Source organism: Aurantimonas sp. HBX-1 (assembly GCF_021391535.1).
Classification (GTDB): Bacteria; Pseudomonadota; Alphaproteobacteria; order Rhizobiales; family Rhizobiaceae; genus Aurantimonas.
Window position 1 is genome coordinate 527,781 of sequence record NZ_CP090066.1, and the last position, 24,183, is coordinate 551,963.

The 24,183-nt window shown below is 70.1% G+C and carries 21 protein-coding genes; 6 read left to right on the forward strand and 15 right to left on the reverse strand.

Annotated elements, in window-relative coordinates; all coding sequences use genetic code 11:
* Positions 1–83: 83 nt before the first annotated feature.
* On the forward strand, positions 84–1,130 hold the full coding sequence (locus tag LXB15_RS02455; RefSeq protein WP_233950709.1) for a TAXI family TRAP transporter solute-binding subunit: 1,047 nt from the start codon (positions 84–86) through the stop codon (positions 1,128–1,130).
* Between the two features lie 84 nt (positions 1,131–1,214).
* The gene (locus LXB15_RS02460; protein ID WP_233950710.1) at positions 1,215–3,245 is read left to right on the forward strand and encodes a TRAP transporter permease; all 2,031 of its coding nucleotides are present in this window, start codon (positions 1,215–1,217) and stop codon (positions 3,243–3,245) included.
* 112 nt (positions 3,246–3,357) lie between these two features.
* Here LXB15_RS02460 and LXB15_RS02465 read toward each other — a convergent pair whose 3' ends face one another.
* On the reverse strand, positions 3,358–5,235 hold the full coding sequence (locus LXB15_RS02465; protein WP_233950711.1) for a hypothetical protein: 1,878 nt from the start codon (positions 5,233–5,235) through the stop codon (positions 3,358–3,360).
* A 338-nt stretch (positions 5,236–5,573) separates the two neighbouring features.
* On the opposite strand from LXB15_RS02465, the gene LXB15_RS02470 reads away from it, so the two are divergent.
* Positions 5,574–5,765 (forward strand): hypothetical protein, encoded by a 192-nt coding sequence (locus LXB15_RS02470; RefSeq protein WP_233950712.1) that lies wholly within the window; start codon positions 5,574–5,576, stop codon positions 5,763–5,765.
* A gap of 88 nt (positions 5,766–5,853) precedes the next feature.
* Here the strand turns inward: LXB15_RS02470 and LXB15_RS02475 are convergent, their stop codons facing one another.
* From LXB15_RS02475 to LXB15_RS02485, 3 genes are read right to left on the reverse strand one after another with little or no spacing between them, the layout of a single operon-like run.
* Positions 5,854–8,124: a xanthine dehydrogenase family protein molybdopterin-binding subunit gene (locus tag LXB15_RS02475; protein WP_233950713.1), complete on the reverse strand. Its 2,271-nt coding sequence runs from the start codon at positions 8,122–8,124 to the stop codon at positions 5,854–5,856.
* Positions 8,117–9,175 (reverse strand): xanthine dehydrogenase family protein subunit M, encoded by a 1,059-nt coding sequence (locus LXB15_RS02480; RefSeq protein WP_233950714.1) that lies wholly within the window; start codon positions 9,173–9,175, stop codon positions 8,117–8,119. Before LXB15_RS02480 ends, LXB15_RS02475 begins: the two co-directional genes overlap by 8 nt.
* Positions 9,172–9,669, reverse strand: coding sequence for a (2Fe-2S)-binding protein (locus LXB15_RS02485; RefSeq protein WP_233950715.1), 498 nt, complete (start codon positions 9,667–9,669; stop codon positions 9,172–9,174). Before LXB15_RS02485 ends, LXB15_RS02480 begins: the two co-directional genes overlap by 4 nt.
* 178 nt (positions 9,670–9,847) lie before the next feature.
* Here LXB15_RS02485 and LXB15_RS02490 point away from each other — a divergent pair, with 178 nt between their 5' ends.
* On the forward strand, positions 9,848–10,423 hold the full coding sequence (locus LXB15_RS02490) for a TetR/AcrR family transcriptional regulator (RefSeq protein WP_233950716.1): 576 nt from the start codon (positions 9,848–9,850) through the stop codon (positions 10,421–10,423).
* 300 nt (positions 10,424–10,723) lie between these two features.
* Here the strand turns inward: LXB15_RS02490 and LXB15_RS02495 are convergent, their stop codons facing one another.
* The 9 genes from LXB15_RS02495 to LXB15_RS02535 all read right to left on the reverse strand — a co-directional run bounded on the left by LXB15_RS02495 (position 10,724) and on the right by LXB15_RS02535 (position 19,212).
* Positions 10,724–11,425, reverse strand: a complete 702-nt coding sequence (locus tag LXB15_RS02495; RefSeq protein WP_233950717.1) for a VIT family protein — start codon at positions 11,423–11,425, stop codon at positions 10,724–10,726.
* A gap of 134 nt (positions 11,426–11,559) precedes the next feature.
* Positions 11,560–12,024, reverse strand: a complete 465-nt coding sequence (locus LXB15_RS02500) for a cytochrome b (RefSeq protein WP_255696842.1) — start codon at positions 12,022–12,024, stop codon at positions 11,560–11,562.
* The gene (locus LXB15_RS02505; RefSeq protein WP_233950719.1) at positions 11,964–12,131 is read right to left on the reverse strand and encodes a hypothetical protein; all 168 of its coding nucleotides are present in this window, start codon (positions 12,129–12,131) and stop codon (positions 11,964–11,966) included. The genes LXB15_RS02500 and LXB15_RS02505 overlap by 61 nt, the downstream gene beginning before the upstream one ends.
* A gap of 193 nt (positions 12,132–12,324) precedes the next feature.
* Positions 12,325–13,341: a TerC family protein gene (locus LXB15_RS02510; protein ID WP_233950720.1), complete on the reverse strand. Its 1,017-nt coding sequence runs from the start codon at positions 13,339–13,341 to the stop codon at positions 12,325–12,327.
* Between the two features lie 187 nt (positions 13,342–13,528).
* Positions 13,529–14,764: an efflux RND transporter periplasmic adaptor subunit gene (locus tag LXB15_RS02515; protein ID WP_233950721.1), complete on the reverse strand. Its 1,236-nt coding sequence runs from the start codon at positions 14,762–14,764 to the stop codon at positions 13,529–13,531.
* A 3-nt stretch (positions 14,765–14,767) separates the two neighbouring features.
* Positions 14,768–17,140: an ABC transporter permease gene (locus tag LXB15_RS02520; protein ID WP_370640157.1), complete on the reverse strand. Its 2,373-nt coding sequence runs from the start codon at positions 17,138–17,140 to the stop codon at positions 14,768–14,770.
* Positions 17,137–17,823 carry an ABC transporter ATP-binding protein gene (locus tag LXB15_RS02525; RefSeq protein WP_233950722.1) on the reverse strand — a complete coding sequence of 229 codons (687 nt, stop codon included), beginning with the start codon at positions 17,821–17,823 and terminating at the stop codon, positions 17,137–17,139. Before LXB15_RS02525 ends, LXB15_RS02520 begins: the two co-directional genes overlap by 4 nt.
* 68 nt (positions 17,824–17,891) lie before the next feature.
* Entirely contained in the window at positions 17,892–18,926 is a 1,035-nt protein-coding gene (locus LXB15_RS02530; protein WP_233950723.1) for an ABC transporter transmembrane domain-containing protein, read from the reverse strand.
* Positions 18,927–18,990: 64 nt separating this feature from the next.
* Positions 18,991–19,212, reverse strand: a complete 222-nt coding sequence (locus LXB15_RS02535; RefSeq protein WP_233950724.1) for a DUF2892 domain-containing protein — start codon at positions 19,210–19,212, stop codon at positions 18,991–18,993.
* Positions 19,213–19,417: 205 nt separating this feature from the next.
* On the opposite strand from LXB15_RS02535, the gene LXB15_RS02540 reads away from it, so the two are divergent.
* The gene (locus LXB15_RS02540; RefSeq protein WP_233950725.1) at positions 19,418–21,124 is read left to right on the forward strand and encodes an HAD family hydrolase; all 1,707 of its coding nucleotides are present in this window, start codon (positions 19,418–19,420) and stop codon (positions 21,122–21,124) included.
* On the opposite strand, the gene LXB15_RS02545 is transcribed toward LXB15_RS02540, so the two are convergent.
* Positions 21,103–22,113, reverse strand: coding sequence for a zinc-dependent alcohol dehydrogenase family protein (locus LXB15_RS02545; RefSeq protein ID WP_233950726.1), 1,011 nt, complete (start codon positions 22,111–22,113; stop codon positions 21,103–21,105). The two genes, LXB15_RS02540 and LXB15_RS02545, sit on opposite strands and share 22 nt — an antisense overlap.
* A 350-nt stretch (positions 22,114–22,463) precedes the next feature.
* Here LXB15_RS02545 and LXB15_RS02550 point away from each other — a divergent pair, with 350 nt between their 5' ends.
* A complete protein-coding gene (locus LXB15_RS02550; protein WP_233950727.1) occupies positions 22,464–23,000 on the forward strand; it encodes an Hsp20/alpha crystallin family protein in 537 nt (178 codons plus the stop codon).
* A 135-nt stretch (positions 23,001–23,135) separates the two neighbouring features.
* Here LXB15_RS02550 and LXB15_RS02555 read toward each other — a convergent pair whose 3' ends face one another.
* Positions 23,136–24,179: a GlxA family transcriptional regulator gene (locus LXB15_RS02555; protein WP_233950728.1), complete on the reverse strand. Its 1,044-nt coding sequence runs from the start codon at positions 24,177–24,179 to the stop codon at positions 23,136–23,138.
* Positions 24,180–24,183 lie beyond the last annotated feature (4 nt).

Here is a 24,183-nt window from a genome sequence, read left to right on the forward strand (position 1 = left end):
CGGCTTTCGCCTAAAGCGGCGGCGCGGGTTGCCGCTTGCCGCTTTTTCGCCCTAATGTTCCGAATCGGAAACGGGAAGGATCGATGATGGCTTTGCTGAAGAATTCGGGCTGGATGGCGGCTCTGGCGGTGTGCGCGGGCGTTGCGACGGGATCGGTATACGCGCAGGAGATGAGCTTCTTCCGCGTCGGCACCGGTGGTACGGCCGGCACCTATTTCCCGATCGGCGGGCTGCTCGCCAACGCCATTTCCAACCCTCCCGGCGCTCGCGCCTGTGACGAGGGCGGCTCCTGCGGCGTTCCGGGCCTCGTCGCCACCGCGGTCGCGTCGAACGGCTCCGTCGCCAACATCAACGCCATTGCCGGCGGCTCGCTCGAGTCCGGCTTCTCGCAGTCGGACGTCGCCTACTGGGCCTATACCGGCACGGGCGTGTTCGAGGGCCAGCCGGCGGTCGAGAGCGTGCGCGCCATCGCCAATCTCTACCCCGAGAGCATCCATCTCGTCGCGCGGGCCGATTCCGGCATCAAGAGCGTCGCCGACCTCGCCGGCAAGAAGGTCTCGATGGACGAGCCAGGCTCGGGCACGCTCGTCGATGCGCGGCTGATTCTCGAGGCGTACGGCCTGAGCGAAGACGACATCGAGCCAGAATTCCTCAAGCCCAACCAGGCCGCCGACCTGATGCGCGACGGCAATATGGACGCGTTCTTCTTCGTCGGCGGGTTCCCCGCCGGCGCCATCGCGGAGCTCGCCACCAGCCTCGACATCACGCTGGTGCCGATCGCCGGCCCCGAGGCGGAAGCGATCCGCGAAGACTACGCCTTCTTCTCGACCAACACGGTGCCGGCGGGCACCTACGAGGGCGTCGACGCGGACGTCCAGACGCTCGCCGTCGGCGCGCAATGGGTGACCAGCGCAGAGCAGCCCGAAGAGCTGATCTACCAGATCACCAAGGCGGTGTGGAACGAGAGCTCGCGCGCGCTGCTCGATTCGGGTCATTCGAAGGGCAAGGAAATCCGCATGGAGACCGCGGTGGAGGGGGTTGGCATTCCGCTGCATCCCGGCGCCGAGCGCTTCTATCGCGAGGCGGGCCTCGAGATTCCCGCGGCGCCGGAAGCACCGGCCGCGCAGTAAGCGTTCAGTCGCGACGAAAATGCTGCGGGATCGGCTTTCGGGCCGGTCCCGCATGGCTTTCGGGCACAAGCTTAGGATTTGACGATGACGGCGCCGGACGTGACCTTCGACGAAGCCAAGGCGCGCGAACTGGAGGAAAAGTTCGACCCCGAGGTGCGCTTCCGCCCGCTGGGGCCGGTGGCCAGCTGGATCGCCGCGCTGGCGCTGTTCTCGCTGTCGCTGTTCCACTACTACACCGCCGGCTTCGGGCTGCTACGCGAGGTCACCCATCGCGGCGTCCACATGGCCTTCGTGCTGGCGCTGATCTTCCTGGTGTTCTCCGGCAAGCGCGGCGACGACAAGCTCTATGGCGGCTCGCTCTGGCGACCCGCCGGCATTCCGGTCGTCGACTGGGTGCTGATGGCGCTCGCGGTGGTCTCGACGCTGTACGTGCCGTGGGTCTTCCACGATCTCGCCTTCCGCGTCGGCAATCCGCTGGCGATCGACGTCATCATGGGCTCGATCCTCATCGCCGTGCTGCTCGAGGCGACGCGGCGGTCGATGGGCTGGCCGCTGCCGGTGATCGCCATCATCATCATGGCCTACGGCATGTTCGGGCGCTATGCGCCGGGCCTCCTGGTGCATCCCGGCGCGAGCTGGTCGACGCTGGTCAACCACCTCTATTTGACCAGCCAAGGCATCTACGGCCTGCCCGTCGGCGTGGTCGCGACCTACGTCTTCCACTTCGTGCTGTTCGGCGTGCTGGCGACGCGCATGGGGCTCGGCCAGCTGTTCATCGACACGGCCACCTCGATCGCCGGGCGGTTTTCCGGCGGCCCGGCCAAGGTCTCGGTGGTCGCCTCGGCGCTGATGGGCTCGATCTCCGGCTCCTCCATCGCCAATGCCGTGACCACCGGCTCGCTGACCATCCCGGCGATGGTGCGCATCGGCTATCCCCGCCATTTCGCCGCCGCGGTCGAGGCCGCGGCCTCCACCGGCGGTCAGATCACCCCGCCGATCATGGGGGCCGCGGCCTTCCTGATGATCGAGTTCCTGGCGATCCCCTACACGCACGTGATGATCGCCGCGCTGGTGCCGGCCTTCATGCATTTCTTCGGCGTGCTGATGCAGGTGCATTTCGAGGCCAAGCGCCGCGGCCTGCGCGGCCTGACGCGCGAGGAGATGCCGCAGATCTGGCGCGTCCTGAAGCGCGACTGGCCGACGCTGATCCCGCTCTTCGTCCTCGTCGCCATCCTGATGAACGGCTTCACGCCGTATCTGGCGGCGTTCTGGGGCATCACCGCCTGCATGGTCATCGGCCTGGTCAACCCGCGCCACCGGCTGACCCCGCTCGACATCTTCGACGCCTTCGTGACCGGCGCGAAATATGCCCTCGCCGTCGGCGCGGCGGCGGCGACGGTGGGCATCGTCATCGGCGTCGTCACGCTGACCGGCGTTTCCTTCAAGGTCGCCTACATCGTCACCTCGACGGCCGCGTCCTGGGCGGCTGCGGCGGAAGCGGTGATGCCCTTCGAGCTGATGGGCACGGCAGCGCTGACGCTGCTGATGACGCTGATCCTCACCGGCGTCGTCTGCATCATCATGGGCACCGGCGTGCCCACCACCGCGAACTACCTGATCATGGTGACGGTAACGGCGCCGATCCTGGCGCTGCTCGGCGTCGAGCCGCTGGTGGCGCACTTCTTCGTGTTCTACTACGGCATCCTCGCCGACATCACCCCGCCGGTGGCGCTCTGCGCCTACGCCACGGCGGGCATCGCCGGGGCGAACCCGTTCACCGCCGGCAACACGGCCTTCCGGCTCGGCATGGGCAAGGCGCTGGTGCCGTTCGTCTTCGTGTTCTCCCCGTCGCTGCTGATCATGGTTCAGGATTTCAGCCTGCAGGAATTCGCGCTGGCGACCTTCGGCTGCGTCCTCGGCATCACCGCGCTGTCCGCGGCGTTCTCGGACTATCTGCTGGACCGGCTCTGGTGGTGGGAGCGCGTGCTGCTCGGCTTCGCGGCGATCCTGCTGGTGGCGCCGGAACTGACCACCACGATCATCGGCACCGCGATCTTCCTGCCGATCGCGGCACGGCCGCTGTTCTGGAAGCGGCGGGACGCGGTGCCGGCGTAGCCGCCGGCGCCGCCGCCGAGGCGGCCGGCCGCGCGCCCCGGCCGTCCATCCGGGGTGCGGATCGGGGCATCCGCGAAAGGGGCGACGGGTTTCCCCGTGCCCCTCTCGCCTGTCACAGCTGGCCGATGTCGGGCGGCGAGGCGCCGAACCAGTTCTTCTGCATCAACAGCCGCGCCTCTTCGGCCGCCCTTGCGTCGCCCCGCATCTCGGCTGCGCGCAGCAGGCCGGCCGCCACCCAGCCATTGTTGGGCGAGCGCTCCAGCGCCGCGCGGAAGGCCGCCTCGGCCTCCTCGGCGTTGCCCTGTTCCAGCAGGGCGGCACCGAAGGACTGGTGCAGCGGATAGTACCAGAAGGGCGGCTCCATGTAGGGGATCTGGTCCTGCGTGGCGGCGAGTTCGGCAAACACCGCGGCGGCCCTGGCGTGGTCCCCCTCCGCCTGTGCCACCCGGGCCTCGATCACCCTGGCCGCGATGGCGAGGATCGTCGGGCCGGGGACGCCCTGCGCCGGCATCGCCTCGATATCCGGCGTGGCGCCCAGGGCGTCGATCGCCGCCGCCTCGTCCAGCGCTGCCTGTCGCTGCCCGGTCCGCGCCAGGACGACGCCGCGGGCGTAGTGCCAGGCGGCCCGCACGAAGGGGAAGTCGGCCGAGGGCTCCGGCAGGGCGAGCACCGTCTCGGGCGGGGAGAAATGCGCGTGGACGTTGTAGGGCGCGGCGGCGATGGGCTGGGTCCAGGGAACGTCGCGCTTGGCACGGTCCGAGACCATGCCGGCGAGCGCCTCCGCCGCCTTGAGGGCGGTGGTGCCGTCGCCGCCCATCAGGGCCGAGGTCAGGATGAAGTGGACGTTGTGGGCGTGATAGCCCTCGGCATAGAGGAGGCTCGCCCCGCCCTCCTGGAGCAGCGCCTCGTCGGCCTTGGCGGCGCGGATGTTCGCGTCGAGGCTCTCGCGCCAGCGGCCGGTGCGATACCAGATGTGGCTCGGCATGTGCACCAGGTGCCCGGCCCCCGGCATGAGCGCCTCGAGCCGTTCCGCATGCGGTATGGCGCGCTCCATGTAGTCCGACGCCTCGACGGCATGGATGTAGAGATGGATCGCCCCCGGATGGTCCGGTTCCGGCACCAGCGGCCCGAGCGGCGCATCGCCGAGCGTCGCTTCCAGCAGCGCGATCATCCGGGCGGTGCGGCCCTTCGGGGTGCTGCCGTCTTCGGCCCAGTAGTCCCACGGGCTGAGATTCATGATCGCGTCGGCGGTCAGCACCGCGATGTGGGCATCGTCGGGAAACCGCTCCTGCACCGCCTGCATCGCGTCGGCGTAGGCTTCGTCCAGCGCCTTGCGGTCGGCCGATGGGTCGGCGGAGTGGCGCTTCGCCAAGGCCTCGATCAGCGCCGCCTGCTTCTCGTCGGCCCCCGGCAGTCGCTGCCGCGCCGCTTCCAGCGCCGCCAGCGCGCGGACATTGGCGTCTTCCAGCATCGGGTAGTTGATGTGCGGGCCGAGGACCCACGCCTCGCCCCAGAAGCACATGGCGCAGTCGGGATCGAGTTCCTGCGCGGCCCGGAAGGCGCGGGCCGCCTCGGCATGGTTGAAGCCCCAGCCGAGCCGGTAGCCCTGGTCGAAATAGGCGCGGGCCTCCGGCGTCATCTGCCCGGCCGCCGCCCAGCTCAGCTTGCCGAGATTGTCGAAGAGCGGCGGGCGCGCCGTGCTGCGCGGCGCCGCGGCGCTCGACGGCAGGTCGCGGGCATAGGTGCCGATCTCGGTGCGGCCGGGCTTACCCTGGGCCGTGGACGGGGCCTCGGCCATAGGCTGGGCGCCGGCTCCCGACAGCTGGGCCATCTGCCACAGCCGGTGGAGGTGATGGGCCTGCGAGCCCTGGTGGCTGCCGAGCGGACAGGCTGTCGCGGCGGCCCCGGGCAGGAGCCCGGCGAGGGCGACGGTTGCGAAGAGGAGGGTGGGCGTGGGGAAGAAACGGCGCCCAGCGTTTGCTTTCGTCATGACGAACTCCATGAGTTGGTTCATGCCAGGACGCGAGCGTCCAGCTCGCGCCGGTCTCAGGGATCGAAAGTCAAAGTGCCCGTTTGGCTGCAGCGGATCGCGCCTCGCGGGCGGCTCTCGCCGGTCGCGCGGCGATGGCGCCAGTCCCACGTCCGCGGCCGACGGCGCAATTCTACACCTTGTGCGGGGAGGGCGCCATCGCCCGCCAGGTGCAAGCCTCCTCGGCTGCCCCGACCCGGATCTGCCGCTTCCAGGCGAAGATCGGCCGATGCCGGATGCCGGCGCTGGAACCACTCCGGGCATTCGCAGCGTTCATGCTCTTCCAAGGAGGAACAGTCATGACAGCCGACAAGCCCGACATCCCCGCCGACGAGAACGACCGGCAGGACCCGAAGGCGCGGGAGCGCGAGACGGAACGCGCCAAACCCGGCCGGCACGGCGACGGCGCGACGCCGGACAAGGTCGACGAGACGATGGCGGACGGGCTCGATTTTCCGGACGACGACCCGGCGCGCGAACGGTCACGCTGAACGGGGAGGCCGCTCCTGCGCCCGGGAGCGGCTCAACCGTTTCTCCGGGCGCAGGCGGGGTGGAGGTCGGGGCCCCGGCGTCTCCTCCCTAGTCCCTTTGCGGCTCGCCGATCAGATCGGACAGCATGATCGGGAACCGCCGGAGCCGCCGGCCCGTCGCGTGCCAGACGGCATTGGCGATGGCGGCGCCGGTGCCGGTGATGCCGATCTCGCCGACGCCCTTGATCCCGAGGGCGTTCACGTGGGGATCGTCCTCGTGCACGAGGATCGCCTCGAGCGAGGGGACGTCGGCATTGACCGGGATATGGTACTCGGCAAAGTCGGCATTCATGATCCGCCCCGAGCGGTGGTCGACGACCGCATGCTCGTGCAGGGCGAAGGAGATGCCCCAGATCATCCCGCCGAACAGCTGGCTCTCGACCAGCCGCGGGTTGATGACGCGCCCGGCGGCGAACGCGCCGACCAGCCGGCTCACGCGGATCTGCCCGAGATCGGGATCGACCTTCACCTCGGCAAACACCGCGCCGTGGGCGTGCATGGCGTAAGCCTCCTGCGAAGCACCGTCGACGGCACCCTGGCCGCTCGCGTCAATCTCGGCGAGGCCGGCACGCTCCAGGATGGCCGCGAAGGACTCGCCGCGGCTTTCGTCGTCACGCCGCACCAGGCGCCCGTCGCGGGCCAGCGTGCCGACATTGCCGGCGCCGAAGAGCGGCGAGCGTTCGTCGGCCATCGCGATGTCGGCCAATCGGGCGAGCACGTTGACGCCGGCATTGTGCAGCGCCAGCCCGGCGGTCGCGGTGTGGCCGGAGCCGCCGGCGATGCCGGCGTCGGGGAGGTCCGACGTGCCCGCCCTGAACTCGACCGCGTCGATGGAGAGGCCGAGCGCGTCCGCGCCGATCTGCGCCAGCGCCGTCCAGGCGCCCTGGCCCATGTCGTGGGCGCCGGTCTCCAGGAGCGCCGGCCCGTCGCGGCGGATCACGGCGCGGGCGTTCGCCTGGAACATCACCGCCGGGAAGGTCGCCGTGCCGACGCCCCAGCCGACGAGCAGCCCGTCCGTATCGCGCATCTGGCGGGGCTCGAGGGGTCGTGCGGTCCAGCCGAAGCGCTCGGCCCCGTGCTCGTAGCAGTCCCTGAGGCGTTTCGACGAGAACGGCTTGCCGGACATCGGCTCCACGTCCGCGTAATTCCTCAGCCGGAACGCCAGCGGGTCCATCGCGGCGGCATAGGCGGCCTCGTCGATGGCGCTCTCCAGGGTGATCGAGCCGCTGGCCTCGCCCGGCGCCCGCATGAAGAGCGGCGTGCCGGTGTCGAGACGCACGGCGTCGTAGCTCGTGCGGATGGCGGGGCTCGCATAGAGCGTGTGCGCGACGTCCGCCGCCGGCTCGAAGAAGTCGTCGAAGGTGCTCGACGCCGTCCTCGTGTGGTTCGCGATGGCGGTGAGGGCGCCATCCTCGGCGATGCCGATGCGCAGCGACTGGCGGGTGGCGGCGCGGTGGCCGACGGGGCCGAACATCTGCTCGCGGGGCAGCACCAGCTTCACCGGGCGGCCCGTGTGTCGCGCCGCCATGATGCCGAGCACCTGCGGGCCGGCCGGGAAGCCCTTCGACCCGAAGCCGCCGCCGAGATAGGGGCTGCGGATCGCGATATTCTCCGGCGGAATGCCGAACAGGCCGGCGAGGCGCTGCTGCGCCATGGCCAGCCCCTGCGTCGGCATGTCGAGCGACAGCCGGTCGCCGTCCCAGGCGGCGACGACGCAATGCGGTTCCATCGCGTTGTGGTACTGCGCCGGGGTCTCGTAGGTCGCCTCGACGCGGCGATGCGCGCCGCGCAGGCCCGCCTCCACATCGCCCTTCTCGGCGAGCGAGGGGCTGCCGACGCCGACCGCTTGCGGCACGAAGCTCTCGGCCCCGTCGAGGCCGACGCGGGCGGCATCCACCTCGTAGCGCGGCGCAAGCAGCAGCGCGCCCTCGCTCGCCGCCTCCAGCGTCTCGGCGATCACCACGGCGATGGGCTGGCCGGCATAACGGACCCGGTCGTTCTGCAGGAGGTCCAGTCGGAACATGAAGGGGTTGGTCTTCGCGTCCGGGTCCATGGCGAGGGCCGGTCGGTTGCCCGTCGTCAGCACGTCGACGACGCCCGGATGGGCGCGCGCCGCGGCCTCGTCGAGGCCGACGACGCGGCCCCTTGCGATCGTGCTGGTGGCGCAGACGGCATAGAGCATGCCGTCCGGGTGGTTGTCGGCGGCATAGGTGGCGGCGCCGGTGACCTTCAGGACACCTTCGCGGCGGGTCAGGCCCTGGCCGCTATTGGAGCCGTGCCGGCGGTGCTGGGAGTTCTCGGTCAGGCGGATATCAGACATGGTGCATACCTGCGGGAGCCGGAGCAAAGGGGGAGGCGGGCAGGGCGGGCAGCCGCGCGGGCGTGCCGGCGGCCGCCTGCTGCAGGGCGCGGGTGACGGCGCGGCGCGCCAGCTCGATCTTGTAGGCGTTGTCGCCGGATGGCGCGGCGCCGACGAGCGCCGCGCGCGCGGCACGCTCGAACGCCTCGGGGCCGGGCACCTGGCCGGCGAGCTCGGCTTCCGCCGCCTCGCAGCGCCAGGGTTTGGCCGCAACGCCGCCGAGCGCGATCCGCGCCTCGGCGATGCGGTCGCCGTCCATCACAAGCCCGGCGGCTGCCGAGACGAGCGCGAAGGCGTAGGAGGTGCGCTCGCGCACCTTGAGATAGCGGGAATGCTTCGCAAAGGCGGCGGCTTCGGCCGGCAGGCGCACCGCGACGATGATCTCGCCCGGGCGCCGGACCGTCCGCTGCTCGGGCGTCGTGCCGGGCAGGCGGTGGAAGTCGGCAAGCGGCACCTCGCGCCGGCCGTCGGCTCCCTCGAGCTCGACCACCGAGTCCAGCGCGGCCAGCGGCACGCAGAAATCCGACGGGTGGGTGGCGATGCAGTGCTCGCTCCAGCCGAGGATCGCATGCGCCCGGTTCTCGCCCTCCAGCGCGTCGCAGCCGCTGCCCGGCGCCCGCCGGTTGCAGGCGCTGGCGGTGTCGTAGAAATAGCGGCAGCGGGTTTCCTGCATGAGGTTGCCGCCGACCGTCGCGGCGTTGCGCAGCTGGGCGGAGGCCCCCGACAGCAGCGCCTCGGCCACCGCGGGGAAGCGGGCGGCGAAATCCGGGTCGTGGGCCAGATCGGCGTTGCGCACCATCGCCCCGATGCGGGTGCTGCCGTCGGGCAGCATCTCGATCGCCGCGAGGTCCGGCAGATGGGTGATGTCGACGAGACGGTCGGGGCGGGCGATGCCGCCCTTCATCAGGTCGAGAAGGTTGGTGCCGGCGGCGAGGAAGACAGCGCCGGGCTGCGAGGCGGCGGCGATCGCCTCGGCGACCGTCGCGGGGCGGACATAGTCGAACCGGTTCATGCGGCTTTCTCCTGGTTGGTCCCGGCCAGCCGGCCCTGCGCGTCGATCACCGCTTCGGTGATGCCGGCATAGGCGCCGCAGCGGCAGAGATTGCCGCTCATGCCCTCGCGGACACGCTCCGGATCGGTGCCGGCCTGGCCCTCGGCGATGAGGCCGACGGCGCTCATGATCTGGCCGGGCGTGCAGTAGCCGCACTGGAAGCCGTCATGCTCGATGAAGGCGGCCTGCACCGGATGCAGTTCGCCGTTCTCGGCGAGCCCCTCGATCGTCGTGATGGCCGCGCCGTCGAAGCTGATCGCGAGGGCGAGGCAGGAATTGATGCGCCGGCCGTCGACGAGGATGGTACAGGCGCCGCATTGTCCGCGGTCGCAGCCCTTCTTCGTGCCGGTGAGGTCCAGCCGCTCGCGCAGGAGGTCGAGAAGCGTCACGCGCGGGTCGTCGATATCGACATGCCGCGCCTCGCCGTTGATTGTCAGGCTTAGGGAATGGTTCATGCGCTCACCCGTTCGATGATATCTCGGAGCCAATGGCGGCGGCCGTCGCCGCCGGTCACCGCAGATCGCCGCGCCGGGACGTGAACCCGAAGGCGGGATCGGCAGCGACCGTCGGCGCAAACCGGAATATACGGAGGGGCCCTCCGTTTACAAGTCTCGAGGAGTTCGAAATTTCCAGATGGCATTGAAGTCCGCCAAGGCAATGCGCAAACCCCGCGCCGATTCCGTCCGGAACCGGGAACGCCTGCTCGCCGCGGCAGCGGAGGTATTCCGCACGGGCGGGGCAGAGGCGAGCCTCGAGGCGGTTGCCCGATGCGCCGGGGTGGGGATCGGGACGCTCTACCGGCATTTCCCGACACGGGACGCGCTGTTCGAGGCGGTCTACCGGCGGGAGGTCGAGCAGCTGGCTGCGCTCGCCGACGAACTCGCCAAGGCGGCGGATCCGGTCGCCGCCCTGCGGGAATGGCTGCGCGCCAGCATCCGGCTGGTCGCGACCAAGCGCGGCGCGCTGACGGCCCTGGCGCTGGCGGTGGACAGTTCGTCGGACGTCTACGCCTATTCCCAGGCCAACCTGACCCGGGCCGCCGGCATGCTGCTGAAGCGCGCCATCGCGGCGGAAGCGATCCGCGCCGACGTCACCGCCGAGGACATTCTGCACGTGGTGATCGGCATGTCGCTGATGGGCAAGGATCCGGGCTGGGAGGAGAACGTGATCCGCCTGATCGACATCTTCGTCGACGGGCTGAAGACGTGAGCGGATCGGCTTCGCCGGCCCCGACGGACGGTGCCGGCGAGGCGGGCGAAGCGGGCGGGGCCCTTCAGCTCACGGTCGTCCGTCCAAGGAAGCCGAGTAGACCTGGCCGGCTTCGGGGCTGAACGCCGGGAGGTTGGCGGGAAGCCCGTGATGGAGGTGCCCGGCCAGTTAATTGGCGGCATCGGCCGGCGCTGGTCGTCGGAAATCGCACGCCGAGGGGGGCCAGACAGCCTGCGACCGGGGCACGCGATGCCGTCGCGACGATCAGGTCGCCGGATTCTGCCCGTTCAAGAGCCGCCGTCAAACCGTCTGGCCGAACAGCGCGCCGATCCCGGCGGTGAGCGCCATGGCGGCCGCGCCCCAGAAGGCGACGCGGGCGGTGCCGCGCCAGATGTTCGCGCCGCCAGCCCTGGCGCCGATGGCGCCGAGGATCCCGAGGAAGGCCAGCGAAGCCCCCGAGACGATGGGGATGAGGAGGTCCGTCGGGGCGACGAAGACCATGAGCAGCGGCATCGCCGCACCGATGGCGAAGGTCGCCGCCGACGTCAGCGCGGCCTGGACCGGGCGGGCCGTGGTCACCTCCGAGATGCCGAGCTCGTCCCTCGCATGGGACCCGAGCGCGTCGCGAGCCGTCAGCTGGACGGCGACCTCGCGGGCCAGTTCCCGGTCGAGGCCGCGGCCGACATAGATCTGCGTCAGTTCCTCGAGCTCGCCCGCGGGATCGTCGCGCAGCTCCGCGGCTTCGCGGGCGAGGTCGGCCCGCTCGGTGTCGGACTGCGACGAGACCGAGACATATTCTCCCGCCGCCATCGACATCGCGCCGGCGACGAGACCGGCGACGCCGGCGATCACGATGTCGGGGGTTGCCGCCGCGGCGGCGGCGACGCCGACAATCAGGCTCGCCGTCGAGACGATGCCGTCATTCGCCCCGAGGACAGCGGCGCGGAGCCAGCCGATCCGCTCGACGAGATGGTTTTCCGGGTGAGACAGGGTTCGCGGCATGGGCGTCTCCAGACGGGCCAGGATCGGCAGGGTCGCGGCCTGTCGCGCCGCCTCTCCCGCGACGACCACTGGGCCGGGCTGTCCCGGAAACGCCGCGACGGCCGCGGCGATCCGGACACGAGCCGGCCTTTACCCTAGCGGCTTCTTCCGGGCGCTGCATTGATGCGGATCATCGTTTCCCGCCGCAGCGTCGTCATCCGGCGCAGGGCATCGGTCCGGAACCAGAAATGCTGGACCAGCGCACCGGCGACGTGCACGCCGACGAGGATCAGCAGCGGCGTCCAGAGCAGCGTGTGGAGGTCGGCGAAGGTCTCGTTGCCGGTGATCCAGGCGAGGAGCCCGAAGGCCGGCATGGCGAGGAGCGTCACGTAGAGAAGCACATGGGTGACCCGGGCCAGCCAGTACGTCCACGTCGGCTCGTCGGGATCATGCGGCGGCCGTCCCCGGGTGGCGCGGGCGATGACGCGGATCGCCATGGCGACGAGGATGGCGGAGCCGCCGACGATGTGGACCCAGCCGAGCGTCGAGTCGAAGGCGCTCAGGCGCTCGCCTCGAAGGTCGCGTCGAACAGCGCCTCCATCGACTCGCTGTCGATGTATTGCAGGATGATCAGGCCGACGACGAGCCAGTGCAGGACGACCTGCAGGCGCGACCAGCCTTGCCAGGTCTGGCCGGTCACCGGCCGTGAGAGGGTTTGTTGGGACATGGCGGGGCTCCGGCGAAATAGATGACGGGACCATCCTAGCCCCGCCCTCTGACGGGCGGATGTACCGGATTATACCGATCGGCAATCTCCGCTCCGTCGCGGGGACGCAGCCTGGTCGTCTGTCTCGCGGCCCGCTCCGGCAGACCGTCGGCCCTGCCGGGGCCGTCGGTTGCCGGAGCCGGGGCCGGACCGGCTAGTCCGCCGCGCGGCCGGCGCCGCGGGACGCTTCCACGGGCGCTGCATCTCCGCGCGTTGCGACCAGCGAGGCGATGATGCCGGCCGCGAGGATCGCCAGGGTGACGCCCAGCGAGATCAGCGGCGGCACCTTGTCGATGCCGAGGAGATCGGCGGCGAAGACCTTGCCACCGATGAAGATCAGCACGCCCGCCAGGGCATATTTGAGATAGGCGAAGCGGTGCGCCATGGCCGCCAGCGCGAAGTACAGCGCCCGCAGGCCGAGGATCGCGAAGATGTTCGAGGTGTAGACGATGAACGGATCGGTGGTGATCGCGAAGATCGCCGGCACCGAGTCGACCGCGAAGATCACGTCGGCGATCTCGATCAGGACGAGCGCCATCAGCAGCGGCGTCATGAACAGCACCGGCCGGCCGGTCTTCGGGTCGGGCTGGCGGACGAGGAAGCGCGGGCCGTGGAACTCCTCGGTCACGCGAAAGCGCCGGCGCATGAACCGGATGACCGGGTTGTCGCCGATCGGCTTCTCCTCGCCGGAGGAAAACAGCATCTTGATGCCGGTGAGGACCAGGAAGCCAGCGAAGAGGTAGAGGACCCAGGAGAAGTTGGTGACGATCGCCGCGCCGGCGCCGATCATGATGGCGCGCAGGACGATGACGCCGAGGATGCCCCAGAACAGCACGCGATACTGGTAGACCCGCGGCACGGCGAAGTAGGAGAAGATCATGGCGATGACGAAGACGTTGTCCATCGCCAGGGTCTTCTCGACCAGGAAGCCGGTGACGTAGTTGATCGCCGGCTCCTCGCCGAGCGTCCACCAGACGAAGCCGCCGAAGGCGAGACCGAGGGTGATGTAGAAGGCGGAAAGGCTGAAGCTCTCCTTCACGCCGATCTCGCGGTCGTCCTTGTGCAGGACGCCGAGATCGAAGACGAGGAGCGCGACGACGACGGCGACGAAGCCGAGCCACATCCAGGCGGGCTTGCCCAGCCAGTCGGCGAACAGAAACGCGAATTCCATGACGGATCCCTCTGCGGCCGGCATATGCGAAATCGGGAAACGGTCCGACATCGCAAGAGAGCCGGCGCTCTTGCCAGAGGGGCCCGGACCAGCGGGACGGCCAGCACTTGGGTCCGGCAGGAACGGCTTTCAAGCCGCATCCGATCACGGCCGCGTTATTCGGTGTCGCCGGGGGAGAGGGCCCCCCTTAGGGGATAGCGCAGGAGGATGGCGCCCCCGGGTCCTGCCGCGACACGACGCCGACACCGTCGGAAATCGTGTCGCTGGGAAACAACACCACGCACGTGCCCGTCGTCAGTCCGCCCAGCACCTCCGCCGTGTCCGCATCGCGGTGGCCGATGTCGACCATGCGCAACGCCGCCCGGCCGTCCTCGACGGCATAGACGCTCCACCGGTCGCCGGTCCGGAACAGCGCGCCCAGCGGCAGGCGGCGGACGTCCTCGCCGTGCCACAGCACGATCTTCACGACGACCCGGTAGCGGTGGCCGGGCAGCAGGGCCTGCTCCGACGCCGAAAGGATGTCGAGCCTGACATTGACGCGCTGCTCCTCGATGCCGAGCGCCGAGACCTTGGTGAAGGCCGTCGGCTCGATGCGCCGCACCCGCGCCGGCAGGTCCGGGCCGCCCCAGTCGGTGATGACCGCATCGGCGCCCTCGCGGACCCGCACCGCGTCGGAGGAGAGGAGGTCCACAACCACTTCCAGCCGGCGGGGATCGCCGATCTCGGCCAGCGAGGTTCCGGTCTGGACAACCGCCTCGCTCTCGATCGGCACTGCGACGACGACGCCGTCGATCGGCGAAAGCAGCGGGACGCAGCGGTCGGACGCGCCGCCCGCCGGCACGTCGCCTGGCTGGATCAGCCGCGCCTTCGCGCTCGCCAGCTCGCTCTGGCGTAGCGCCACCTGGCTCTGCGCCCGCTGCAGCGTCGCCTGCTTGATCTGGACATTGGTCGCCGCCGTCTCCAGCGCCGCCGCGGAGATCGTGTTGTTCTCCCGCAGCCGCTCGGCGCGCCTGAGGTCCGATTCCGCCTGCTGCAGGTCCGCATCGGCCATGGCCAGCTCGTTCTCGGCAAGCTCCACCGCGGCAGCCGCAACGCCCACCGCAGCGTTCAGCTCGCGCTCGGAGCGCGTGTCGATGAAGCTCGGCTCGATCGGATGCAGCGTCGCGATAAGGCTGCGCCCTGCCTCCAGCCGGTCGCCGACATGCAGCGGGCTGCGTTCGGTCCGCGCCGCATAGGGTGCCGAGACGGTATAGATGTCGCGGAACTCGGCCATGCCCTCCTCGTCCACCGTGACGGTAAGCGGCCCCTCGGTGACGGCGGCGAGGTCGACCGGCACCGGCTTCTGGCGCAGCGCCTCGTAGGCGGCAAAGCCGATGGCCGCCGCCACGGCGCCGAACAGGAGGAATTTCAGCAATCGGGCCATGGTTCACTCCCTCGTCTTGAGGACGCGGATCAGTTCGAGCCGGTCGATCCGGCGGCGCACCAGCAGGGCGGATGCCGCGGCCGCCGAAAGGACGATCAGGCTCGCCGTGGCGAAGGTGCTGGTCTCGAGCACCAGCGGCACCTGGAAGAGGTCGCTGGCCAAACCCTGCGTCACCAGCATGGCGAAGCCCGCGCCGAGGGCCCATCCGAGCGGCTGGGCGATGAGGACGACGAGCACGAGTTCGGTGAGCAGAACCTGCGACACCTCCATCCGGGTGAAGCCCAGCACCCGCAGGCTGGCCAGTTCCCGGGCCCGCTCCGACAGCTGGATGCGGGCCGAATTGTAGATCACGCCGAAGGCGATGATGATCGCCAAAGTGAGGTAGAGCGTGGTCATGATCGATATGTTGCGGTCGATCGTCTGGCGGAACTTCTCGCGCGACAGCGTCTGCAGGCCGAGCGAGGCGATCGCCGGCGTCGATTTGATGGCGGCGTAGAGCGGGCCCAGCTCGCTGGTGTCGACGGCGAGCTGGGCGCCGCCGACGCGCGGGCCCTCGCCGGTCAGACGGTCCAGCGCGTCGATGTCCATGTAGACGGCAAGACCCAGATAGCTCCGGACGACGGCGCTGACCCGCACCGGCGCGACGGTCTGGCGCCCCGTGAGAATCTCGACGGTCGCCGTCTCGCCGGGCGACAGGCCGAGAACTTCCGCGACCCGCTCGGAGATGACGATGCCGTCGGCCGGCAGCTGCATCGGCTCGAGATCGGCGCCGAGGACGCGCGAGAGCGTCGTCGCCGCGGGCTTGCCGGTGACGACGAGCCGCCGCGACCGGTTGCCGTTGCGCAGGATCACCGGGACGCCGAGATAGGGCTCGGCGGCGGTCACCCCCGGCAGATGCCGGACCGCGGCCATGACCGCCGGTTCCACCGGATCGCCGAAGGCGATGCTGGCATGTTGCCGGTCGGCGCGGAAGAACACCGTCTCGACCATGAAGTCGACGGAGTCGCCGGTGAACAGCGCCGTCACCAGCAGTCCGACGCCGAGCGCCATGCCGAGGCTGGTCAGCATCGCCCGCACCGGCCTGTGCAAGAGCTCGCGGAACGCCATTACGGTGAGCTTGGAGAAGGGCCGCCCCAGCCCCATCCGCCCGAGCACGGTGCGCCGGAAGCGGGCGGGGGCGGGCGGGCGCATCGAGATCGCCGGATCGAGCGCGAGGACGGAGAGGATCGCCCTCATCGCGCCGGCCAGCGCTGCCGCCACCGAGATCGACGCGGCGATGGCGTAGAGGTCGGGGCTCGACTGGAAGACCAGGAACGGGAAGGCGAAGAACTCGCTGTAGAGCCGCGCCATGCCGCGGCCGAGCCAGGTGCCTGCGGCACTGCCGATGGCGATCCCAACCAGCGATATGGCTATCACCAGCTTGGCATAGTGCCAGGCGATCGTCCGGTCGAAATAGCCGAGCGCCTTCAAGAGGCCGATCTGCTCGCGCTCGAGCGCCACCAGCCGCGTCAGCACGATGTTGATCAGGAAGGCGGAGACGGCGAGGAAGATCGGCGTAATGATCCGCGCCATCCCCGCCAGCTGTTCCAGTTCGGCGTCCAGGAAGGCGTGCGACATCTGGTGCTGGCGCCCGTAGGCGGCCATGCCGCCATAGGGCTTCAGAAGCCGGTCGACCGCCATCAGCACCGCCGGCTCGCTGGCCCCCGGCATCAGCCGCAGCACCAGATTGTTGAACGCGTCCTCGCGATCGAACAGCGGCGCCAGCACGTCCTCGGGCATGTAGAGGATGGCGAAGCGGCGGGCGTCCGGCACCATGTCGCCGGGGCCCATCGTGTAGATGAACTCCGGCGACAGCACCGTCGCGGTGACCCTGAGCCGCTCCTTGCGGCCGTTGAGGATCGCCGAGAAGCTGTCGCCGATCTGCAGCCGATGCGCGATGGCGAAATCCTCGTTCACCGCCACCTCGTCGGTGCGGCCGGCGTCCGGCAGGCGGCCCTTGCGCACCAGCAGGCGGTTGACCTGCGGCTCGCCCCGGATCGGCAGCGAAACCACCTGGCCGGAGGCCGGCTCGCGCATATCCGGCATGTCGAGCAGCACACGGCGGCTGATCCGCATCTCGAAGAAGGCGACGCCCGGGATCTCGGCGATCGCCCGCCCGAGGGACAGCGGCGCCCGGTTGGCTTCGGCGAACACGTGGGCGAAGCGGTAGCGCTCGTAATAGGCCTCTCGCGTCAAGAGCAGCGAGCGATGCGCGCCGATGGCGATGATGATCGTCATGACGCCGCAGGCCATGACCAGGGCGATCGCCATGCCCTGCGCCCAGAGCCGGACGAGATCGCGCAGCAGCTTTCGGTCGAGCGCGCTCACCGCGGTCACCACGTCACCTGGCTGGGGGCGAGGCGCGTCTCGTTCCGGCGCACGCTCTCGATCCGCCCGTCGATGAACTGGAACACCCGGTGGGCAATCGCCTGGATGCCGGCATTGTGGGTGATGATGGCGGTGGTCGTGCCGAGCGTCTCGTTGATCGACGTCAGCGCCTCGAGCACCTTGATGCCGGTCGCGGAATCGAGCGCCCCCGTCGGCTCGTCGCAGAGCAGCACTTCGGGCTGCTTGGCCACCGCCCGGGCGATGGCGACGCGCTGCTGCTCGCCGCCCGACAGCTCGGCGGGGAAGTGGTCGCTGCGCTCGGCGAGCCCGACGAGGTCCAGCGCTTCCATCGCCGTCATCGGGTCATGGGCGATCTCGGTCACCAGCGCGACGTTCTCGCGGGCGGTGAGGCTCGGGATGAGATTGTAGAACTGGAAGACGAAGCCGACATGGTTGCGGCGATAGAGCGTCAGCTCGCGATCGCTGGCGTCGGTCAGGTCCTCGCCCCGGAAGCTGACGTGGCCGCCGCTGGCGCGGTCCAGCCCGCCCATGATGTTGAGCAGCGTCGACTTGCCGGATCCGGACGGCCCCAGCATGACCACGACCTCGCCGGCGGCGAGTTCGGCGCTGACGCCGCGCAGCGCCCACACCTCGTTGCCGCCGGTCCGGTAGACCTTCGTGACATCCTGCATGGCAAAGACCGGGCCGTCGGACATGCCCTCAGATCAGCCGCTGGAGGAACGCTTCGCCTTGACCTGCCTCAAACCGGATTCGGGGCCGGCGGCGTCAAGGTCGCGAGGACCTGGGTGATCAGGCCGTATTTGGTCTGGGTGACGCGCAGCTCGCGATACCAGTCGACGAGGTCGCCCCACGGCCCGTTGACCTGGGCGAGGCCGGAGATGAACGCCACCACCGTTCCGATTTCGGTTTCGCCGTGCGCCACGAAGTATCCGCCCACCCCCAGGACGGCCGCGACGCCGAGATGATGGAACAGGTTCATCGCGAAGTTCATCGAGTATTTCAGCTTGAAGATGCCCATGTTCAGCGCGAACACGTCGCCGATCTCCCGGTCGTAGGACCGCTCCGCCTGGCGCGCGTCGACGGGGGCGTCGACGATCTCGATGCTGAGGGTGCGCAGCGTGGCGATGCGCCGGCCGACGCGCCGGTTGATGGCGTTCTGCATCAGCGGAACGAAGACGATCTGCGGCGAGAAGACCGCCGCGGCGACCAGCGCCATCAGCGGGTTGAGATAGGTCAGGTAGCCGAACACGCTGAGCAGCAGGCCGCCCTGCAGGAGCGGCTCGGAGATGCTGACGCCGACGAAGCTGCCGATCGGTTCGGCTTCGCTGAGCACCAGCGAGACCTCGACGCCCGGCGGCAGCGGGCGGCGGACGCCGTCGCGGAAATGGCCGATGTCGCCGAGGATGGCGGCCCTGAGCCAGCGCACGGCGCTTTCGCTGGTGCGGCCGCGATAGATGTTCATGCCGAGTTTCAGCAGCCCGAGCGCGATGGCCAGCAGCGCGTAGAAGACCGCCAGCCACGCGATCCTGATCCAGTCGACGCCTTCCGTGGCGTCGTTGACGATCCGCCGCTGCAACTCCAGCGGCAGGATGTTGACCATGAAGACCGCGCCCGAAAGCACGACGAGCACGATCTGCTCGCGCCAGCCGCTGTGGAAGATCAGGCCTGACAGATTGCGGGGAACGGCGAGGGCGACGACCTCGCCGGGGAGCGGCGCCGCCACCGTCCCGCCGGGATCGGACATGCCGGGAGACGCCTCGGCGAGGTTGCGCATGGCCCGGTCCGCCAGTGCCGCCGTCCCGCTCGCGGGGATCGGCGTCGAACCTGGCGGCCTCCCGTCAGTACGTCTGCGTGGTTCGGCAGGTGCTCGCACCGACGAGGGCGTAGGCCGGGCAGAAGCGCACGGCCGCCGTCGCGACCAGGATGACGGCCACGGCATAGCCGACATAGGACCAGGGAGCGGCCAGGTAGGCATAGGCGGCAAACGCCACCACCGCCGCCAGGACGATCCGGACGACCCGGTCGGTCGGGCCGACATTCGCGGTTCTAAACAGGGCCATGTGAGCCTCCTCTGGAACGGGACCCCCGCAAGGGGCACGCCGGCGCAGGCGTGCAGGCCGATCATTGCGCTGCGCGGCGCCAACCCCATTGATCTCGATCAACGGCCTGCCTTCGGATCCGGGCACTGTCGCGCGGGAATTCTCGTCACGCGGCCGGCGGAGAGGCTAGTATCCGGCGCTGTCGCCCTGCCGCCGGAGAGCAACCGTGTACTTTCTCGCGCTCGCCACCGACTACGACGGCACGCTCGCCCATGACGGCCGGGTGGTGAAGCGGACCGTCGCTTCCCTCAAGCGGCTGCGGGAGACCGGCCGGCGGCTGATCCTCGTGACCGGGCGCGAAATTCCCGATCTCCAGCGGCTGTTTCCCGAGACGGTCCTGTTCGACCGCGTGGTGGCGGAAAACGGCGCGCTCCTCCTCGATCCCCAGACCGGGCAGGAGCAATTGCTGGCGCCGCCGCCGCCGGAACGCTTCGTCCAGAGGCTTCGCGAACTCGGCGTCGGGCCGATCTCGGTCGGACGCGGCATCGTCGCGACGTGGGAGCCGCACCAGGGCGCCGTCCTGCAGGCCATCCGGGAGCTGGGCCTGGAACTGCAGATCGTCTTCAACAAGGGAGCGATCATGATCCTGCCCGCCGGGATCAACAAGGCATCTGGGCTTCGCGCCGCGCTCCGGGAGCTGGACATCTCCGCCCATAACGTCGTCTCGGTCGGCGACGCGGAGAACGACCATGCGCTGCTGGCGGCCAGCGGCTGCGGCGCGGCCGTCGCCAACGCCGTCCATTCGGTCCGCGAGGAAGCCGACATCGTGCTGGCGGGCGACCACGGCGCCGGCGTCGCCGAGCTGATCGACCGGATCATCGCCGAGGACGCGGCCCTGGCGCCGCCCGGCCGCCGCGGCATCCGCGCCGGCACCGACCAGGACGGCAGGGAGGTCCTGCTGGCGCCATCGGGCGGCGGCGTGCTGATCGTCGGGCGCTCCGGCAGCGGCAAGTCGTGCCTCGCCACGGCACTCACCGAGAAGATGGCGGAGCGGCAGTTCGAGTTCTGCGTCATCGATCCGGAGGGGGATTATATCGACCTCGAGCACGCGGTGTTCGTCGGCACGCTGCGCGCCCCGCCGCCGGCGGCCGAGGCGCTGAAGCTGCTCCGCGACGACACGGTCAATCTGGTCGTGAACACCCAGGCGCTGCCGCTTTGCGAGCGGCAGGCGCTGATCTCGGCGATGCTCGCCCAGATCGCGCGCCAGCGTCAGCGCACCGGCCGGCCGCACTGGCTGCTGATCGACGAGGCGCACCAGGTCCTGCCCGCCGCCATCGGGGACGGGGAGGCGCCGGCGCCGGTCGAGGTCCCGGCGGCGATCCTGATCACCGCCTATCCCCATGCCGTCTCGCCCGCGGTCCTGCGCGGCATCGACGTCGTGCTCCTTGTCGGCGATCCCGACGACGAGATGGCGGCGGCGATCGCCGGGGCGATGGGGGTCGCGGTGCCGCCCCCGATGCCGGCATGCGGGCCCGACGAGGTGCTCTACTGGCAGCCGCGCTCCGGAGAGCCCGTGGCCTGCTTCAGGGCGGCGACGCCGGTTCAGGTGCACCGGCGTCATCGCGGCAAATACGCCGAAGGCGACGTCGGCGCGGATCGCAGCTTCTATTTCCGCGGCCCTCACCAGGCGATGAACCGCCCGGCGAGGAACCTCTACCGCTTCGTGGACATCGCGGCGGAGGTGGACGATGCGACCTGGGAACATCACCTGCGGGCAGGGGACTATTCCGCCTGGTTCCGCCACGTGATCCGCGACGAGGATCTGGCGCTGGAGGCCAGGCGCGTGGAGGAAGACCCGACCCTGCCGCCGCAGGAGAGTCGCCGCCGCATCCGCAAGGCGATCTGGCGGCGCTACGCGGCTCCCGCCGACTGACGCAGCTCGGGGCAGAGCACCGCCGCACCCTGGAACCGCCCGGCCCGCAGGTCCGCCAGCGCGTCGTTGGCGGCGGTCAGCGGATAGACGGTGGTTCGCGTCGTAACGCCGGCGCGCGGCGCGATCGCAAGGAATTCCGTGGCGTCCCGCCGCGTCAGGTTGGCGACCGAGACGACGCTGCGCTCTTCCCACAGCAGGCGGTAGGGGAAGGCCGGGATGTCGCTCATGTGGATGCCGCCGCAGACCACGCGGCCGCCCTTGCGCACGGCCGAAAGCGCCGCGGGCACCAGCGCCCCGACCGGCGCGAAGATGATCGCCGCATCCAGTTCCTCCGGCGGCGCGACGTCCGAACCGCCGGCCCAGCTGCAGCCGAGCGACAGCGCATATGCCTCGGCCTCTGCGTCGCCGGGCCGGGTAAAGGCAAAGACCGAGCGGCCCTGCCAGAGGCAGACCTGCGCGATGATGTGGGCGGCGGCGCCGAAGCCGTAGAGCCCGATCCGCTTCGCGTCGCCGGCGGCGCGCAGCGACCGCCATCCGATCAGCCCGGCGCACATCAGCGGCGCCGTCGCCACCGGGTCGGCCTCGACGGGCAGCTCGAAGGCGAAATCCGCGTCGGCGATGACATGGGTGGCAAAGCCGCCGTCGCGGGTATAGCCGGTAAACAGCGGACGGTCGCAGAGGTTTTCCTGCCCTTCCAGGCAGTAGCGGCAGGCGCCGCAGGTGTGGCCGAGCCAGGGCACGCCGACCCGGGAGCCGACCCTCGCCTGGCGGACCTCGCTGCCCTGAGCCTCGACGATGCCGACGATCTCGTGGCCGGGCACGATCGGCAGCCTTGGGTCAGGCAGTTCGCCGTCGACGACGTGCAGATCGGTGCGGCACACGGCGCAAGCTTCCACCCGCACCCGGATCTCGCCCGGTCCCGGCACCGGGTCCGGACGTTCCTCGAGCCGCAGCGGCTGCCCGGGAGCGTGGAGTGTCATGGCTTTCACGGCGCGCCTCCGCAGCTGGGGCCCTGTCGCGGCGACCGAGGCGGGATCGCCCGGACCTCACCGGAGGCTGGCCCCGGCAAGCATCCTATTCCTTCCATGCGCCGGCGCGGCGGCGTTTGATCTCGCGCAAGCGGCAGGAAAGACCCGCGCCGGCGACCCGGTCGCGGCGGCCGCGTCGGCCGGCGAGGGGAGACGCGTGCCCCCGGTTGATCGGAATCAATGCCATCCCGCGGGCGCCGCGCTTTCGTCGCGGGCTGAGCGCGCGCCGCGCCGACGGCGCTGCGTTCATCGACCATCAACCCGGCCTGACCGTGCCGCTTCGTCAGGCACTCGTGACAGGAGATTGCATCATGGCCGACACAGCAACCAGATTTCCGGTCAAGAAGGAAACGTCGCCGGTCCCGGCTCCCGCGACGGGGCGTCTCTGGTCGCCCCTTGAGACCGTCCGCAACGAAATGGACCGCCTGTTCGACGTCTTCGGCGGGCGTTCCCGCGGGGCGCTCAGCCGTGCGGGCTTCGATTTCGACTGGCCGCGCGAGACCGTCTTCGGCGGCGGCATGCCGGCGATCGACGTGGCGGAAAAGGATGACGAGTACGAGATCACAGCGGAACTGCCGGGGCTCGACGAGACGGACATCGAGGTCAAGCTGGCCAACGGGCTGCTGACCATCATGGGCGAGAAGAAGGAAGAAAAGGAAGAGCGTCGCAAGGACTACTACCAGTCCGAGCGCCGCTACGGATCCTTCGTGCGCTCCTTCCCGCTGCCGCAGGGCATCGACCGTGACGCGATCGACGCGAACTTCGCCAAGGGCGTCCTCACCGTGCGGCTGCCGAAGACCGCCGAGGCCCGCGCCGAGGAGAAGAAGATCGAGGTCAAGCCGGGCTGACGCGCCGACAAGGCAGGCGCCGCCGACGGTTCGCGCGGCGGCGCCTGCCGCCATTTTCCTCATGCCGCGAGAGGTTCATCCGGTGTTGAGGGAGCGATCCCGCGGGACCGGGCTGCCCCGGGACAGAAACGTGCATCAGCCGCCGCGGCGAAGTGCCGGCTCTGCGACGTCGTCAGCGTCCACCCGGTCGAGCCCGGCATGCATGTCGCGGAACAGCCGCGGCGCCATGCCGAAACGGCGTTCGAAGGCTTCCGACAGCCGCGCCGTCGGATAGAGGCCGACCTTCGCCGCGATCTCCTTCAGCGACAGGCCGCGCGACAGCAGCAGGCGCGCCGCGTCGAGCCGCGCCGTCTCGACGAAGCGGGCGGGCGTCATGCCGGTCGCGGCGGCGAACTTGCGATGGAAGCTGCGTTCGCTGAGCCCGGCGCGGTCGGCCAGCGAGGGTATGTCCAGCGGCGCGTCCAGATTGGCCTGCATCCATCCGATCAGGTCGGCGAAGGGGCTGTCGCCCTTGATCTGTGCGGCAAGGACCGGGCTGAACTGTGACTGGTGGCCCGGGCGCCGGGCGTAGAGGATCAGCCGCCTCGCCACCTCGCCGGCGGTCGAGGCGTCGAGGTCGCGGGCCACCATGGCGAGCGCCATGTCGATCCCGGTGGTGACCCCGGCCGACGTCCACAGCCGCCCGTCGACCACGTAAAGCGCATCCGGATCGACGGTGACGTGGGGATAGCTGGCGGCAAAAGGCTTGCAGGCGTCCCAGTGGCTCGCGACGCGGCGACCGTCGAGCAGCCCCAGCGAGGCGAGGAGGAAGCCGCCGCTGCACACCGAGCCGAAGCGCTCCGCCGTGCTCGCCAGCGCCGGCAGGGCAGCTCGAAGCATAGGTTCCGCCACCGCCGCAAGCAGCGGTTCCCGCTCGGCGCCGGCGACGAGAATCGTGTCGCCGCTCCGAAGTGCCGCGATCCTTAGCGTCTCGACCGCGATGCCGCTGCTGCTTTCGACCGTGCCGCCTTCGGCCGATACCAGCCCAACATCGTAGAATTCGCTGCGGCCGGACTGGCGCAGGACGCGATTGGCGCCGGTGAAGACCGAAGCCGGCCCGGCGGTGTCGAGGAGCTCGAAGCCCGGATAGACGACGAAGACGACGCGGTGCATTGGCAGGAAATACGCCCTCTTTGTCATTTCC